A 16156-nucleotide genomic window follows, 5' to 3' on the forward strand; every position below is an offset into this window, starting at 1 on the left:
GCTTCCGCGCGATTTCCCTCATGCTACTCTACCCTCGGCAGCCAGATACCTGTCTGATTCTGGTATTTCCCCTTCTTGTCCTGATAGGAGACGCTGCACATGTCATCTGCTCCCATGAAGAGGACCTGAGCGATCCCCTCGTTGGCATAGACTTTTACGGGGAGCGGCGTCGTGTTACTGATCTCGATGGTCACGAAGCCTTCCCATTCGGGCTCAAGCGGTGTCACGTTAACAATAATACCTGCTCGAGCATATGTACTCTTGCCAATGACAAGACACAAGACATCCCGGGGAATCCGGAAATACTCGAGACTGCGCGCTAGAGCGAAGGAATTCGGCGGGATGATGCAGGAGTCACCGTTCATGTCCACAAAACTTCGCCCAGTAAACGCCTTTGGATCGACAATGGCATTGAAGACATTGGTGAAGACCTTGAATTCGTCCGCCACACGCATGTCATATCCATAGGATGACACGCCATATGAGACGACGCCCTTGGGACAGTCTGATGCAAACGGTTCGATCATGCCAGCCAATGCATGGGCCGCGATCCAGGTGTCAGATTTGATTCCCATCTCTCGCCTCCAAATCCCGATTTTCGCCTGCAAACGCTATCATTGTGTTCAGAAGCACAACACAGTCAAGCACTGTCGTCGGCAACCCACACGACAAGTGCAGTATCCGGATCTCGCAAGCCACTCCTTCTGCAAGCAACTCGCGGCTCGGGCATGCCCGCCGACCAACCAGCCGGATTCTACCGCCATCCGCCCCGCCATCACATCATTCATTGTAGGTGTCAGGGAGGTCGTTCTCAAACAACACCGTGTCACCGGGTATCAGCAGGCTTCGCATGAGTCCCGTGACCTCCTCGAGGGAACGAGCCGTGAGGATGTTCGTTTCTGGGAAACCAGCCGACAGCAATCCCTCGCGGACCGGTCGAGTCTTTTTCGGACCGACAAGGATTACCATGTCCGCCGCTCCAGCCGCCCGCCTGCCCGCCTCGATGTTTTCGGTGTCCTCCGCTTTTCCCAGTGACACCAACCCGGGAGTGACGAGCACCCGTCGCGAAGGAAAAGCGGCCAGCACCTCCATCGCCATGGCAAACCCGGCAGGATTCGAGTTGTAGGCATCATCGATGATGCGGACGCCGCCGGCACCGGTCATCATCTGCAGCCGATGAGGTGGTGCTTGCAGCGTGGCGACACCGTCCTGGATAGTACTCCAGGACAGCCCCAGCTCACGCGCCACTGCGACCGCCAGCAGGATATTCTCAACGTTGTGCCGGCCAAGCAGGTTCGTACGGCATGCGATCCGCTGACCTTGATTCATCACGACATCAAAAGACAGGCCGTCAGCACTCATCACGATGTTCTCGGCATGCAGGTCAGATAACAACGATCCGCCTGCGCTCGCCCTCAGGATCTTCTTCCCCTGCAAGCTCCCGATTTCTGCGAGGACAGGGTCATCGCCGTTCAGCACGACCGTGGACCCGCTCCCAGGCATGCTGACAAATCCCTGCATGGCACGCCGGATGGCAGCCTCGGAACCGAACTCTTCGAGGTGTTGCAAACCGACCGACGTTACGATCGAGATACTGCAGGGGACCAGACGCAGAAGATGCTCAAATCCACCCTTCTCATTCTCGGCCAGTTCCACCACGAACACTTCGTGCTCAGGGCCGAGCTGTCCGCGAATGACCCGGCAGATACCCATGGCCGTGTTGTAACTCTCGGGCGTCATCAGAACACGGTACCGTGCCTCGAGCAGGTGCGCCGTGAAGAATTTTGTGCTCGTCTTGCCATAGCTCCCGGTGATACCGACGACAATCGGAGCATACCCGGCAAGTGTTCTGCGGGCGTCTCTGACGTACCAGTCCCGTATCGACGCCTCAATAGGCTCCATGATCGTGCGGCTGACAACCAGAACGACAGGAGCCAGCAGTGGAAGAAGCCAGGCTATCGCAAGAGCCAGCCTTGCCTGTCGAACAAGCAGTGCCAGACAAGTCCCCACGCTGAGGATCGCGGCACAGCCCAGCAGGCGTCGCGCTCGCGGAGTCATCACCAGGGCCTTCTTTACTGGACTCCGTGCCCCGAGACGGCGCTCCCACAGCAGCCCCGTCAGACCGACGACGATCGAAAGGCTGCTGGCGATGACGCCCTCCGACGATACCAACTGAAGTGGCAAGAACAGCACGACGATCCCAAGGAGGCCAAGGAGATCAAGTATGGGATTGGCGGCCAGCTGGCCACTATGCAGGACTACCCAATGCACGAACCGCCGAGTATCGTATTCCTCGAGCTGCAGCATGTGAAGGAGGTGGACGATCCTTACCAGGGCAAGAGCAAGGGCGGTACCGGCGGCCAGTAGTGCGAGGACTTCAGCCAAACCTCTCATCCTGTCGCTCCCTGTCGCGTCCCATGGAGAAATGCGCCGACTACCGCATTCACAAATGCCGGACTGTCAAGATAACTGAAGTGGCCGGCGCCTGCAACAACAATGAGTCGGGACCCCTTGATCAGCTGTTCCATCTTTCGTCCATCCGCAATTGGGGTTGCTGTGTCCTTCTCGCCCCACAGAAGCAGCGTGGGTGCGTTGACGTCTCCAAGACATGCGGCAAGGTCGAGATTGACGGTTTTCACCATGGAGGCCCTCATTACACCAGTCGTTGCCCGATAGTCGGCACTGCCAAACCGCATGGCAAGGCGTTCCCGCAGCACTGGCCCGTGCGCTCCGAGGATCGGAAGACGCAGGGCCGTCCTTGCGGTCTTGTAGGCGAGTTGTCGCAGGCGCCCCCTGAACGTCGCTGACGGTCTGATGCCGGCGGCATCGACAAGGACCAGAGCCTGGACAGCTTCAGGTGCATGCGCCGCCAGCCATATGCCTATGCGGCCGCCAAACGAGTGCCCGATGTACGTCGCCCGCGGGATCCCCAGAGACGCCACCGCTCTCTCGACGAAGGCAGCATATTCGGGCGTACCCCACGGAACCGGAGGAGGACTGCTGCCACCGAAACCTGGAAGGTCGAACGCAAGAACCCGATACGTGTCCCGCAATGCCACGATGAGGGGCGTCATGCTGGCTGCCTGACCTCCCCAGCCGTGCAGGAGCACGACGGGATCTCCAGACCCTTCGTCCACATATGCAAGCGTGATGCCGTCGACGAGCGTGATCGCCATCAGACTATGTCAGACCTTCCTGGTTCCGGACTTGCCCTTTGAACCCATCCTCAGTATGTCTGATACATCGTAACTGACGATGTTCGACCTGCGGTCTTCGAATGCTTCGCAGGCCAGGTTGATCAGCTTCGTGAGCAGGTCCCGGTATTGCATGCCCACAGCCTCCCACAGGTAGAACGACAGGGCACCTGGAATCGTATTGATCTCATTGACATAGACAGCTCCAGATCCATCGATCAGAAAATCGACCCGAGCAACGCCCCGGCAATCGAGAGTCGTGAATGCGCGGCACGCCAGTTCCTGCACCCGATGGGTAAGATCATCACCGAGATCCGCCGGTACCTTGCGTGCCTCTGCCTTCTGGGGGCCACTATCTGACCCAGCCGTGGTCTTGTACCCCACTTTGTACTTGGCGTCGTAGTCGAGGAAGGTGTGTGAGCTGAAGACCTCCTCGCATGCCGATGGCATTGGATCGTCGTTGCCCAGAACGGCACAGTTAACCTCGCGATGATCGACAACAGCCTGCTCCACCAGCAGCTTCCGGTCAAAGTGACTGGCGACCTCCAGTGCGTATCGCAACGTATCGTGATCCGTCGCGCGTGTGATGCCGACGCTGGAACCAAGGTTCGCTGGTTTCACGAACATGGGAAACTGAAGGTGCTGCTCGGCATCACGAAGGCAGTCATCCGGTGAAGAACGCCAAGCGCGCCTGCTGAAACTGACGTAAGGGACAACCGGGATTCCGACTGCCGCAAACAGCTGCTTCTGGAATACCTTGTCCATGCCCAGCGCAGAACCGGTCACGCCTGCGCTCGTGTAGGGGATCCCCAGTAACTCGAACATGCCCTGCATCGTCCCATCTTCGCCGTTGGTGCCGTGGTTGCAGAACAGTGCGACGTCGACAGCCAGCGGCTCCACGTCCGTAGCATGACTCATGAAGCCTCTATGCGGGACCTGCACGACAAAGGTCGATTTTCCGGCAAAGGGCTGCAGCTGCACGCGTTGTGCTTTGCCCGGAAGGCTGGTCAGGTCACGGAAGGCGTCCATTGTCTTCAGGGCTTCCCCCGTGAACCACGCGCCCTCTTTGGACACGTAGAGCGGGATGACCTCGAAGAGCTCTTCGTCCAGAGAATTCATCGCCTGAACGGCGGTAATGATGGAGACCTCGTGCTCCACTGAGCGCGAACCGAAGACAACGGCGACTCTCTTCTTCATGCATAGCTCCTTGCACCGGCTCCACAGGGAGAATATTGCCTGAAAAGCCTGTGAATTGCTGATTTCATGCACATTCAGTTTATTCCCTTTGAACGGTATTGCAACGGACCGGACGAATTTGACAGAGATGTCCGACGTTATATATTGGAATACGAACCACTTTCTGCGAAAGGGTGTGCCACATGAACTACAGGACGTTCGGGAAGCTCGACTGGAAACCGTCTGCACTCGGATTTGGCACGATGAGACTGCCCACTATTGGCGAAGACCCTTCCGCCATCGACGAGCAGCAGGCCATCACGATGCTTCGTGCCGGCATCGACGGAGGAATCAATTACGTCGATACGGCATATCCGTATCACGGCGGCAAGAGTGAAACGCTCGTCGGCAAAGCCCTCCAGGAAGGCTACCGTGCCAAGGTGCACCTTGCGACCAAGATGCCCTCCTGGCTCATCGAGTCACAGGCAGACATGACCCACTATTTCGAAGAACAGCTGCAGCGCATGCAGACCGACCATGTCGACTTCTACCTGCTGCACGCCCTCGACGCCGGACGTTGGCATAAACTACGCGATGCTGGGGTCCTTGAGTGGGCGCACGAACGCATCCGGGAGGGTCGCATCGGTCATCTGGGCTTCTCCTTCCATGACACCAACACAGTTTTCCGGGAGATCATCGACGCCTATCAGGAGTGGACATTTTGTCAGATCCAGTACAACTTCCTCGACGAAGAGACGCAGGCCGGTACCGACGGACTGCATTATGCAGCATCCAGAGGATTGGGGATCGTCGTCATGGAGCCTCTGCGCGGTGGAAAACTGGCAGCGCCAAACACAGAGATCTCAGCAATGTGGGACACAGCCTCCACAAAACGGTCGGCGGCCGACTGGGCCCTGGACTGGGTGTGGAACCACCCCGAGGTGTCGCTGCTGCTCAGTGGCATGAGCACGCTGGCACAGGTTCAGCAGAATCTGGACGCTGCCGGCGTGTCAGCAACCGGCATGCTGGCTCCCAGCGAGCTGGACCTGATCGCACGCGTCAGGGATGCCTACAATGCCCTCATCCGTGTCCCCTGTACAGCTTGCAGCTACTGCATGCCCTGTCCGCAGGGTGTCAACATCCCGGGCATGTTTCAGCTCGTCAATGAGGGATCGATGTTCGGAAGCTGGGATACGCAGCGCAAGAGATATGCCCAGATGAAAAGCGAAGGCTCATCGGCTGAGAGCTGCATCCGTTGCGGAGCATGCGAGGACAAGTGCCCGCAGCACATTGCCATTCGCGACGAGTTGGCGGGCGTCGCTGAGCAACTCACCTGATTCTCTACTCGGATCCTGGAGATTGTCGTCCAGAACGGCAATGACGGCAGTATCCGTACAACACGAGGCTGTGGTCGGTGACCTCAAAACCGAGGTCCTCGGCAGCACTGTCGATGGAATCCTCAACAGGACACTTCCGGATCGGGAACATCTGATGGCACCCCAGGCAGACCATGTAGTGCCGATGAGCGTGTCCCACCAGCTCAAAGAACGCGTGGCCGTCATTGCTGAGGAGCGTCCGTTGCATGCTGCCACGACTGACGAGTTCATCCAGGGTCCGGTAGACCGTGGACAGCGCTATGCCCGGCACGGCTGCATTCACGCGCTCGAGAACGTCTTCAGCTGTCAGCGGAATGCCGGACTCACGAAGGACCTGAAGGATGATCCGACGATCCCTCGTCATCCTGAACCCCTTCAGCTGCCCGGGGACCTGGTCTCCAACCGTCTGGTGCCTGTGCTCCGAATTCATGAGGTCACTTCCCCGACAGAGACTGTATGAGGATGCCGGCAGTAATGCTGATACCGAGCAGCCAGGCAACGACCTTCAGCGTATTCTTCGTGTCGTGGTTCTCGCGAAAGAGAACAACGAGTCCCAGTCCGCCCGCAGCCCCGAGGCCTGCCACCGTCGATCCAAAGCTGATTGTGCCCGCGATGTACAGCTGCGTGACCGCCACACTGGCGGCACAATTCGGAATGAGCCCGAGAAGGGCTACCAGGACAGGCTGGAAGACCGTGTGAGTCAGGAATACGCGCGACAGGTTCTCCTGCCCGACCCGATTGATGAGCAGTCCAATGACAAGTGATGTCACCAGAACAAACAGGATGATCTGACCTGTCCGCTTCGTCGCAGACCACAGGATCTCCTTCCAGTCAATGCTGCCGGTCTCCTTGCTCGTGCATGATGCACGAGTGCCGTCGCAGGAACAGCTCTCCTCACCGATCCTCACCGCATCCCGCTCTGCCTTCCGGCGGTCCTGGCATTCCTGCATGCGCCTGCGATTCTCGGACCGCATGAATGCGTCCACGAGATATCCTCCTGCGACGGCAAGCAGGACCTTGACGCCGACGAGTGGAAACACGATGTACGCCTTGTCCGGCTTTGAAAGAAGGATGGGCAGGGCTTCGTCAGATGTGGCAAGGTACACGGCGATGATCGTCCCCATCGTGAGGAGTCGCTGTGTATATAACGCGCTTGCCATGACCGAGAAACCGCACTGGGGAATAGCGCCCCCTACTGCTGCGACAAGAGGCCCGACGTGCCCCGCTTTCTCGACAGCATCGACGATTCGCTGCTGCCACCTCGCCTCAACGTATTCCAGGACCAGGTAGACCCCAAACAGGATTGGCACCATGTTGAGCGTATCCCTGAGAGCATCCAGAATAACTTTCACCACAGGCCAACCTCCTCTCTACATGCAAATGACTTGCAGCAAGACAACCTTAATTATACTCGTGCGAGGACAACATCAACCCGCAAACGGTGATTTCGGCATCATCGACCTTCATGCGATGGGAGGGTAGCACGGCTGTCAGGAACACTGCATCTCCATCCGTCGTGGCCGCGGAAGCAAGAGCCCATCTTGAATCTGTCATTCCCGCGAAGGCGGGAATCCATTTTGTCCGTCGTTCCCCCCGAGTATGTTCGTTCAGCTCTCCGCGAAGGCGGGAACCCATCCTCTGCGTCGTTCCCGCGAAGGCGGGGAACCATCTTGAATCCGTCATTCCCGCGAAGGCGGGAATCCATTCCTTGTCTGCTGCGATTGACGCAACTCGCTCCTCGCTGACACTCTTCGCCCTTTTGCGCTATACTTTTCTGCGTTGATTGACACAGCAAAAGGAGTCGGCATGGGAGAGGCGTCACCAATAGGGTTCATCTTGGGCGCCAAGCCCGCATCGTCGCTGGAGTTTTATACTCTCGAGCTCAACAAGTACGCCCCACGCGAGAGCCAGAGCCCCGAGTACGACTACCTGCCCGAGTCCTTCCGCCTGCGCAGCACCATCATCAAGCCCGGCACGATGATCGTGTACCTGCCCGACATCCCCACCCCCGTCCTCATCAATTTCCCCCTCCCCGCCTGGGCCACCCGCAGCGAAGAAGTCGGCGACCAGGACTTGGACAAGGCAGCACAAGAGTTTGCAGAGAAGTTCTAGAATGGCCGTGCTGCTACGTAGCGTCATATCATTCCATGGCAAGAACCTGACGAGATCTACGGCTACCACGTGAACTCCCAGCTCAAGCACTGTGTTCTCCAGGACCGCCTGCCCATTCGGCAGACCGAAGAACTCACCTGGGCAGTTCGGGCAAAAGCGGTGGAACTGTACAGGAAGGACTACGAGGTGGTCACGGAGGCCATAGGGATCTACTTGAATACCGTGGAGTGACACTGTCAGTACTGTCTTCGACTATTCTGCAACTGCGCACTCGAGGAGGGCACTAATGAGTCCGGCTGAAACAACACAACTAATCCATACTCTGCAGGGAGTTCTTTCCGCTGCGAAGGCGATCGCAGCAGGAGTACCACGTGCCTGGTATGAGGTTTGGCTGCCACCGACAGTGACAGTACTGGGATGGATAGTGCTTATTCTGATAAACCAGAAGAACAACCGGGACCTCGTCCAATTACAGAAGAAGGACCTTGCAACTAACAGAATCCTTGACGCTCTGGATTCATATATGGAGTATCTCGATGACGTCGAGTTTCCTGGTAACCTTCTCTGGCGAGACGGCGTGCTATCCGACCAGCAGCCGACCGTACAAGGCCGTGACGAACAAGGCTTGAAAGTGTTTGTTCCCAACCCAGATGCGGTGTCGCTGGCGATTGCATCTCTCTCGTTCTCCGACCTCAGAAGAAGACGGTGGATTGACATCCTACATCGTGAGGCATGGACATACGCCAAGCGCCAAGGTATAGTTGTACAGGTTGCGGCGCTTCAGAAATATCACGAGATCATCATGGCGGATCTCAAGGAGTTCGAGGCAAAGCAAATCGGTCCGGACACCCAAGAGAGCTCCTCTCAGCCGGCAACTGTCATTTTGGGCAGGGACGGAGGCTCCCTTTGGCACATCAAGCAACAACAAGACGCCGTTTCTAAGCTGTATACGGACCTAAGCAGCTCTGATTTTCCGGGTAGCCACAGGCATACGAAGAAAGATTCCGACACGGCTGCCGAAACAGTCGCCTTGACCAATCCCGGTAAAGGCAGTAGAACTCCATAAGAAGGACTATCAGCTGGTGACAGAAGCAGCAAACGCCTATTTGGAAAAGCTGAAGCAGCTCCTTTTCTGATTCTCGTGCCACTGGACTTTGAGGGAGGACACAATGTCTGAGGCATTTACCGGAAATCACCTTGGAATCTGGCGGATCCTTGGGTCGGAAGAATCCAACGAGCTGCCTGGACTGCTCTCTTCTGACGAGCCCGGATCCATCACTCTTGAACTCTCACTATCCTACAAGCAATTTTCAGGAACACTGCTCGATCCCGACGGGTACCGCCCAACTGTTCTTGGAACAGATGATCGTGGCACAGAGTACTCCATCTTCGATTGTCAGATAGTCTTTTGGTCCGCAGCACCCGGCAATCCAACGCCCTCCTGTGCAATCAAATTAAAGTCTACGCGTGCGATCGCCGGGCACACCTCCGGTGAATGCCAAACCGAATCCATCGACAAGCTGGAGTTCTCGACGATACTCTTGCGTTCGCCCAGACTTGTTGATTGGTGGCATATGCCCGGACCGGACACGCAGAGGGCAGAAGATACGATCACAGAGATACGGCACACGCCGGCCCCAGTAGATCTGGGTCTATGGGGCGATATCTCTTTGAAACTGGTGTGTCAGCCGAATGTGCGTCACTCTCCTTACCCTCAGTCTCGGGGAAGACCACAGCCAACGGGTCAGGACCCCGACATCTACCTGAGCATGACGAGTGCGTCAGACCACCCACTTCAAGATTGCATGCGTCTGTTGGAGATGGTCTGCACATTCGCTTCAATCGCTCTTCAATCAAGCATAGACGCACCCATGATCACCGCGTACTCCAACAGCTACACCGTGAAATACGGATCTAGCGCTCCCGTCCCTCTTGCTGTCGAGGTTCTGTGGCCGCTCCGTGGATGTACTATGCATGCAACTGACGATAGAGTTGAACGTCTACTCAGTGTCGAGGCCCAGGCGGACCTAATTATTCGCATGTTAGGCAAGTGGCATGACAATTACGAGCGCCTGGAACCCAATGCCAAACCCCTGTTAGACTCATCTCAGCACTTAGGCGTGCCCCAGCCTGAACGGTTTCTAGCGTACGTCTCCGCTCTCGAAGGGCTGCACAGAATTGCCTATCCTGAACCACGGTGGTCCGCTGAAGAGTGGAAGAAAAAGATCGACTCTGTCATCAACACGTCAGCCTCCAAGAAGACACAGAGATGGGCACTCGGCTACTTGAAGAACAGCAATGAGCCCAATTTGCCCATGCGATTGATAAGTCTTTGTGACGACAGCGCTGCTCTCTTTGTTTGTCATAACAGCTCCGCTTTCTTTGCACCCGATAAGGCCAACCGCACTGACTTCGTGAACGAGACGGTGTACCTCCGGAACAAGTTTGCACATTCGCTGCCACAGCCAGCCAATCTCGAAGAAGACGTCCACCGACTTGACGTCAATACGAGAGAATGTGAGGCTCTCCTGATTGTCTCTCTGTTTAAGTATCTTGGATGGACCGATGCAGACGTAGCCGTAGGGGAACAATCGGATGCATCCGCATGGTCCTTTATCCGCTATGCATTCAAGCCTGTAGAGCACGGGGATTCTGATCTGGCAGAAATTGTTCGGACAACCGCGACCCGTTCAGCGAAAGGCACCACTACGGAGACTTTGCCCCCATGAAGGCATAGCCGTCTCGCGTGAACCGCTCCGATTCGTAGAGCAGGCTATGCCTCGGCGCTCGGCGCCTACTCCACATTCGATCCTTGAGAGCCGCTCAGGAGGAGTCAAGATGCTTGTCAAATGCACAGAGTGTGGCCAGGAAATCAGTGACTCTGCAAGGGTATGTCCCCACTGTGGGTATTCTCTAACAAGGGAAACGCTGCCAGTTGATGAGTTCTCGAGGTGTCTGCGAAAGCAGCGGGTCATCGCAACCATTCTGTTGCCTTCGGGAGCAGTGCTCGCACTCATAGCCAGCTCCATCGCCGATCTAGTCTATCCCGAGTGGTATGGTGTCGTATTCCAGGTGCTCGCGATTGCCGGAGTCGCTGCTGCAGTCTACGGAGCGATATGGCACGTGGTCATCCTATTCCGACTCTGGTGGCACCGAATTTAGGATCACCACGTGTAAGGGTCAGTGCTGGACCACCTCGCCAGCTGAAGGCTGTCTCGTTTTTCCGGAAGCGAGTTGCTGCAAGGTCGGCCGCTCAGGGATCATTAGGATCTCGCGTGCGTCAATCACAGCGTACCCGGGCCATCCATGCTTGGCACAGCAATCTGACGTCCAACTTCTTCTCGCCTCCGGACGCCAGTCGGGTGGCGTCCAATAGTCGAGATGTCGTACAAGAGACAGGGCAGGGAACGTCTTGACAAGCTCGTCATGTGCCAGATCGATGGCTTCCGCGTCTTTCTGGACTACGATGTCCTCCTATGGTGGACTTCGACCGGTGATGTACGTGCGCGATATCGAGAAGATGCTTGAGCAGCTGCAGAAGAAGCACAAAAAGTAGTCCAGATATCAAGAAGGCCCCTCGATGAGAGGGGCTTTCTGTTTGACTGTGCCTGCTATCTCTAGATGTCCAGCAGTGCTAGAACCTGTTCTCTCGTCAGCGGTTGTTTATCGCCGCCGTAGCTCTTCCACAGTGGGATCATCTTTGAGTATCGTTCGACCATCTCACTAGGCGCGTTCACGTCTGCGTGGTCTCCTATCACGTCGTTCCAGCGCCCAGTCTTCTGCAGGAACGTGACTAGAGACCAGTACTCAGTCTCCGTGTTATCTTGGAATCCCGGAAATGCAGCGTTCCACTTTTTCGTTATCTCAGTATCATCCTTGTGCTTCATCTTGTAGATCTCGATCGACTCGTAGACATCAAGAATCTGCTCGACCAGGAGATGGACATCTGCTGACATCGGTTTTCCAAGGTGTGGCAAGTATTCACTGTAGTACTGCTCATAGCCAGACTCAAAAACCTCTACTGCCCTCTCCCAGTGGTCCTTCTCTTTGAGATCAACGAATTGCAGGATATTGCACTGGTTGATGAGAAACACTCGATCCGTTTCTGTCAATGTCATCTGCTACCCCCTTCAAGACAAGAGATAATCCTAGTCTCGGCGGACGGGAGTAGATGTCAATGGGAAGCTGTATGAGTTGGAACATGAAATGAGCCCCTGGGTTCAAATCCCAGGGGCTCTGGAACTGGAAAAGAGACCTTGCCTGTATGTTCACAAGATCTCTTCTCCATCTCCTTGTTCTAGGGTTCTTGGAGGGCGCACATACCTCCATCTCGTTCCGGACCGCTTCATGGAGTGTAGCCTTTCGGGCCGTACTGCCGCTCCACTTGAGGGCGCGTGAGTCTGCTTTCTCACCTTAGAACCCTACATTCGTATTATGCGGAGATAATTATAACCTGTCAAGTGTGCCCCCTTCATGGGTAAGGCACAGGTCTCAAGATGTCACTTCTAGTACGGTTTCTGAACGATGGCCCATCTAGCCTATAAAAGCTTGACACTGTGTTCTTCATCTGCGGAATCACGACTGTGTGAAGATCGACGCCGACAAGAATGCTCTCTCCTCGAAGGGAGAGCGGAGTTGCGAGCTGAAGTGCAAACTCCTTTTTGTCGTACAAGCCAATGTATGCTGGATGCGTGACGAGTTCAGGAAGCATGGCGAGGTACTCGGAATATACTTCGGGATGGTCGGTCTTCACATGATCTTTGGCTTGGTCAGTGATGAATACCCTTCGATCGATCAGAACTAGGATGATCACTTTGCATATAGCGACAACGGGCAGGTCTCCGACATAAGTCATTCGCGTGTCCGCAACACTGTTTTCGCACATGACAACAGTATAAGTCGATAGCGTTCATCGCCTATCAGGAAACGGTCAAGTTGCTAGATTCCAAAAAAGGCAGCAATAGACTGCGTTTGTGGCATACATTGTCAAGATGGACCAACACACGCTATTCATAGCAAATCTGTGGAGAAGTCTGAGACACAAGTATTAGAGAGGCTGTCCCAAGCGCTTTAGGCCTATATAGGATCAGCCTGCATTCTCCGCTCACAGCGCGCGCAACTCATCTACAGGGTCGGGATCCATACGCGAAGCCACAGTATCGCCAACCATTGCACCAATGTCCTCGTAGACGAGCTTCTTGTCAGTGAATCGGTAGGATATGTGATACCCAGGAGGCGCTGCCTGCAACTCGGTGACTGTGCGTTGTCTCAGCACCTGCCAGTGTCCACCTGCGAGTGCCTCCACCCACGCATGCCCATACATTCCACTTGTCATCGAGACAATGTCGACGCATACCCAGGCATCATATCCGCTGTTCCGCAATACGTTAGCTAGCAGGAATGTGCCATCTTCGCAGTCGCCCTCTACATGACCGACCCGTTCGCAGATCATATAGCTCAGGGCTGGACGGAGCCAGTAGTCGGAGCCTGACTAGATACTGATTCCAATCGTGTTCGTCAGTCTGAAGTCGTCGACAACATGGACGTAGCCGTCTTCCAACCAGTTGTATGCATCGATGACCGTTGAGAACTTCACATCAGGCGTGCCCGGGCAGCGGTGCGGATTGCAGACTAGAGGCTCCAGTTGTCCTCTCCCGAGCCCATCGACGCATGTCAGAACAGAAACCTGGAACCTCTGTACTGAATCGTGTCGCAGCAAACTCTCATTGAAACGACCGTTGTGGCATCTGGCTTCAGACGCTGCTATTGCTCCTTTGTCATTCGAGGAACCAGCGCGTTCGCCGCGGTCTTCTCGTAATGAACGGGGTCAGTTCGACTCCATTTCAAATGAGCCGATGCGCCTCTTTGTCAAACAGCCTGCCGAATGATCCTCTCTTACCTGAAATGGTACAGCGCTCCTTCCATGGGTTCGTCTTACGTCGTCGGCACTGACGGGGGTTGAAGGCGGACCTGACCTTGTTCGATCGCCACGACGACGGCAGGCCAGTCCTTTGGCACACCGGATAAAACAAGACTGCTCAAGGGGAACTCAACCAATTCCTGTACCGTCCGCTGCAAGAGCCGCACGCCGTAGTCCTTGCTGTAGCCCCTTTCAAGGATTAACTGCATGGCTTCGTCGGTCAGAACCAGGGGCTTCCCGTGTTTGGCCAGGAAGACCTCCTGGATCGCACGGATCATGGGGGCGAGGATCACCCGGGCGTCGTCCATACTGAGCGCCCGGAAGACGATCTGTTCGTCGATACGGTTGAGGAACTCAGGGCGAAAGCGGTGGCGCACTTCCTGGAGCATGGCATCGGACGGTTCGGTCGCATCTGCCTGACCAAACCCAATACGATTGTCGGCAGGGATACTCGCGATATTCGACGTCATGATGAAGATGGCGTTGCGGGCGTCCGCCGTGCGCCCCTTTGCGTCGGTCAGCCGGCCCTCGTCGAAGAGTTGAAGGAAGAGATCGAACACACGCGGGTGAGCCTTCTCGATCTCATCCATCAGGACCACCGAGTAGGGATGGCTACGCAGTTGGCCAGTGAGCTGGCCCTCCTCGTCGTGACCGACGTAGCCAGGGGGCGACCCGATCAGCTTGGCCGTGCTGTGCTCTTCCATGTATTCGGACATATCCAGCCGGATCATCTCGTTGGCGCTGCCGAAGAGGAATCTAGCTATTGATTTTGCTAGCTCCGTCTTGCCCACGCCGGTGGGTCCCAGGAACAGGAACACGCCGAGCGGGCCGTGCCGTGGAGTTAGCTGGGCATGTGCCATCATGAGCCGCCGGCAGACGCGCTCAACTGCCTGATCCTGACCGATGACCCGCTGCTTGAGGAACGCCTCCATATCCAGCAGGCGCGAGCGGCTCATTCCTTCCAGATGGCCAGTAATGACTTCGAGAGGTACGCCAATCTTCTCGGACAGCACCTGGGCAATGGTCAGCGCATCGATGTCCCCGTTCACAGCATTCGCACCCCGAGGGGCCATGCTGAGGAGCGGGATGTGGGTGCGCGCCCCGGCCTTGTCCACCAGGTCGATGGCTTTGTCGGGGAGCCGGTGGTCGCCGTCGAAGCGGATGGAGAGGTCCACTGCTGTTTGCAGTGCCTGGTCGGTGATGTGCACGTGATGATGTTCCTCCCATTTGCCTCGCAGGCCTTTGAGAATCTGCAAGGTCTCCTCCGGGGAAGGTTCATCGATGATGATCTTCTCGAACCGCCGTTCCAGGGCCGGGTCCGCTTCGATGTGAAGGCGGTATTCCGCAATCGTCGTGGCGCCGATGCAGCGCAGGTCGCCGCGTGCCAGTGCCGGTTTCATCAGGTTGGCGGCGTCCATGCTTCCCTCCGCCTGGCCGGCGCCCACCACGTTGTGGAGCTCATCGATGAACAAGATCACCTCGGGATGGGTGCGCACTTCGTCGAGCAGGCGCGTGAGGCGTTCTTCGAATTCTCCTCGGTACTTGGTCCCGCCGACCAGCGCTCCCATGTTGAGTTCGATGATGCGCTTTCCCCCCAGGACTTCTGCGTCCTTGCCTTCAGCGGTGCGTATGGCCAGGGCTTCGACAACGGCTGTCTTGCCGACCCCAGCCTCACCTACGAGGACCGGGTTGTTCTTGGAGCGGCGGGCCAGAGTCTGGATGATCTGCAGCAGTTCCTGCCTGCGGCCAATGAAGGGACCCAACTTGCCCTCCTGGGCTTCCTGGGTCAGATCGCGTCCATATCGGTCAAGGAAGTGAGTGCCACCCTCGACCTCTTGAGGTGCACCGGGGTGAACCCTCATTGGTTCACCATCTTCCGGCGCAGGGATATGGATCATCGCCATAGCGCGGTCTAGCAGGGCGCCCTTCGTGACCCCGGCTTCTTCCAGCACAGAGGAGACGACGGCCGAGGGTTGCTCGAGGGTCGCTGCTAGGAGGTGGAGACAGGTGATCTCATCTCCCGCACTCGCCAGTTCGCCGGCGCGCTGAAAGATTTGTCTGCATGCCGGGCTGCGGTGAACGGTCTTCTCAGGTGACCGGCCATTCCCCTTCCCCAGCCTCTGGCGTACGGAGTGCCGCAGGGATGTGGAATCGAGCTCGAAAGCTCCTAACACTTCTTCCACTGCCGCCGTTTCCGCCAAGAGTGCTTCTTGAGAGACCGGGTCCAGGTCCTTCACCGCTCCCATCTTCTCCAAGCTCAAGATGCCCAGCAGGAGGTGGTCGGATTCGATGAAGGCATACTCTCCAGCAGCCGCTTCCTGGGCGGATACCTGCCAGGCGGCAGAGGCTGCGAACGATAACTTCTTCATGGTTCTCTC

Annotated in this window: 16 protein-coding genes and 1 pseudogene; 7 read left to right on the plus strand and 10 right to left on the minus strand. The window is 56.6% G+C overall.

Going from position 1 to position 16156, the window contains the following annotated elements; translation table 11 throughout:
• Nucleotides 1–23: 23 nt before the first annotated feature.
• The 4 genes from dcd to SMC5_RS08340 all read right to left on the minus strand — a co-directional run bounded on the left by dcd (nucleotide 24) and on the right by SMC5_RS08340 (nucleotide 4391).
• The gene (gene dcd, locus SMC5_RS08325) at nucleotides 24–575 is read right to left on the minus strand and encodes a dCTP deaminase (protein ID WP_119088112.1); all 552 of its coding nucleotides are present in this window, start codon (nucleotides 573–575) and stop codon (nucleotides 24–26) included.
• Nucleotides 576–780: 205 nt separating this feature from the next.
• Complete coding sequence (locus SMC5_RS08330) at nucleotides 781–2394, minus strand: Mur ligase family protein (RefSeq protein WP_119120337.1); 1614 nt, start codon at nucleotides 2392–2394, stop codon at nucleotides 781–783.
• Nucleotides 2391–3176 carry an alpha/beta fold hydrolase gene (locus tag SMC5_RS08335; protein ID WP_119120338.1) on the minus strand — a complete coding sequence of 262 codons (786 nt, stop codon included), beginning with the start codon at nucleotides 3174–3176 and terminating at the stop codon, nucleotides 2391–2393. The genes SMC5_RS08330 and SMC5_RS08335 overlap by 4 nt, the downstream gene beginning before the upstream one ends.
• Before the next feature lie 9 nt (nucleotides 3177–3185).
• Nucleotides 3186–4391 (minus strand): D-alanine--D-alanine ligase family protein, encoded by a 1206-nt coding sequence (locus SMC5_RS08340; RefSeq protein WP_119120339.1) that lies wholly within the window; start codon nucleotides 4389–4391, stop codon nucleotides 3186–3188.
• A 182-nt stretch (nucleotides 4392–4573) separates the two neighbouring features.
• Here SMC5_RS08340 and SMC5_RS08345 point away from each other — a divergent pair, with 182 nt between their 5' ends.
• Nucleotides 4574–5707: an aldo/keto reductase gene (locus SMC5_RS08345; protein ID WP_119120340.1), complete on the plus strand. Its 1134-nt coding sequence runs from the start codon at nucleotides 4574–4576 to the stop codon at nucleotides 5705–5707.
• A 4-nt stretch (nucleotides 5708–5711) separates the two neighbouring features.
• On the opposite strand, the gene SMC5_RS08350 is transcribed toward SMC5_RS08345, so the two are convergent.
• Together SMC5_RS08350 and SMC5_RS08355 are read right to left on the minus strand one after the other, a co-directional pair.
• Nucleotides 5712–6176, minus strand: coding sequence for a Fur family transcriptional regulator (locus tag SMC5_RS08350; RefSeq protein WP_119120341.1), 465 nt, complete (start codon nucleotides 6174–6176; stop codon nucleotides 5712–5714).
• A gap of 4 nt (nucleotides 6177–6180) precedes the next feature.
• Nucleotides 6181–7101: a putative manganese transporter gene (locus tag SMC5_RS08355; protein WP_119120342.1), complete on the minus strand. Its 921-nt coding sequence runs from the start codon at nucleotides 7099–7101 to the stop codon at nucleotides 6181–6183.
• 451 nt (nucleotides 7102–7552) lie between these two features.
• On the opposite strand from SMC5_RS08355, the gene SMC5_RS08360 reads away from it, so the two are divergent.
• The 6 genes and pseudogenes from SMC5_RS08360 (at nucleotide 7553) to SMC5_RS08375 (ending at nucleotide 11020) form a co-directional block, all read left to right on the plus strand.
• On the plus strand, nucleotides 7553–7858 hold the full coding sequence (locus SMC5_RS08360) for a hypothetical protein (protein ID WP_119120343.1): 306 nt from the start codon (nucleotides 7553–7555) through the stop codon (nucleotides 7856–7858).
• Nucleotides 7859–7927: 69 nt separating this feature from the next.
• On the plus strand, nucleotides 7928–8089 hold the full coding sequence (locus tag SMC5_RS10800; RefSeq protein ID WP_165846348.1) for a hypothetical protein: 162 nt from the start codon (nucleotides 7928–7930) through the stop codon (nucleotides 8087–8089).
• Between the two features lie 292 nt (nucleotides 8090–8381).
• Entirely contained in the window at nucleotides 8382–8924 is a 543-nt protein-coding gene (locus SMC5_RS08365; RefSeq protein WP_126854977.1) for a hypothetical protein, read from the plus strand.
• A 103-nt stretch (nucleotides 8925–9027) separates the two neighbouring features.
• Nucleotides 9028–9786: pseudogene (locus SMC5_RS11750) on the plus strand (ApeA N-terminal domain 1-containing protein); the annotation flags it as partial.
• 42 nt (nucleotides 9787–9828) lie between these two features.
• On the plus strand, nucleotides 9829–10587 hold the full coding sequence (locus SMC5_RS11755; protein WP_407079766.1) for a HEPN domain-containing protein: 759 nt from the start codon (nucleotides 9829–9831) through the stop codon (nucleotides 10585–10587).
• Nucleotides 10588–10696: 109 nt separating this feature from the next.
• Nucleotides 10697–11020: a zinc ribbon domain-containing protein gene (locus SMC5_RS08375; RefSeq protein WP_165846349.1), complete on the plus strand. Its 324-nt coding sequence runs from the start codon at nucleotides 10697–10699 to the stop codon at nucleotides 11018–11020.
• Nucleotides 11021–11475: 455 nt separating this feature from the next.
• On the opposite strand, the gene SMC5_RS08380 is transcribed toward SMC5_RS08375, so the two are convergent.
• The 4 genes from SMC5_RS08380 to SMC5_RS08400 form a co-directional block, all read right to left on the minus strand.
• On the minus strand, nucleotides 11476–11976 hold the full coding sequence (locus SMC5_RS08380) for a YfbU family protein (protein WP_119120347.1): 501 nt from the start codon (nucleotides 11974–11976) through the stop codon (nucleotides 11476–11478).
• A gap of 353 nt (nucleotides 11977–12329) precedes the next feature.
• Complete coding sequence (locus SMC5_RS08385; protein ID WP_119120348.1) at nucleotides 12330–12713, minus strand: hypothetical protein; 384 nt, start codon at nucleotides 12711–12713, stop codon at nucleotides 12330–12332.
• 249 nt (nucleotides 12714–12962) lie between these two features.
• Entirely contained in the window at nucleotides 12963–13310 is a 348-nt protein-coding gene (locus SMC5_RS08390) for a hypothetical protein (protein ID WP_119120349.1), read from the minus strand.
• 482 nt (nucleotides 13311–13792) lie between these two features.
• Entirely contained in the window at nucleotides 13793–16147 is a 2355-nt protein-coding gene (locus tag SMC5_RS08400; RefSeq protein ID WP_119120351.1) for an ATP-dependent Clp protease ATP-binding subunit, read from the minus strand.
• Nucleotides 16148–16156: the final 9 nt, after the last annotated feature.

The organism is Candidatus Cryosericum odellii (genome assembly GCF_003570935.1).
Taxonomy (GTDB): Bacteria; Caldisericota; Caldisericia; order Cryosericales; family Cryosericaceae; genus Cryosericum; species Cryosericum odellii.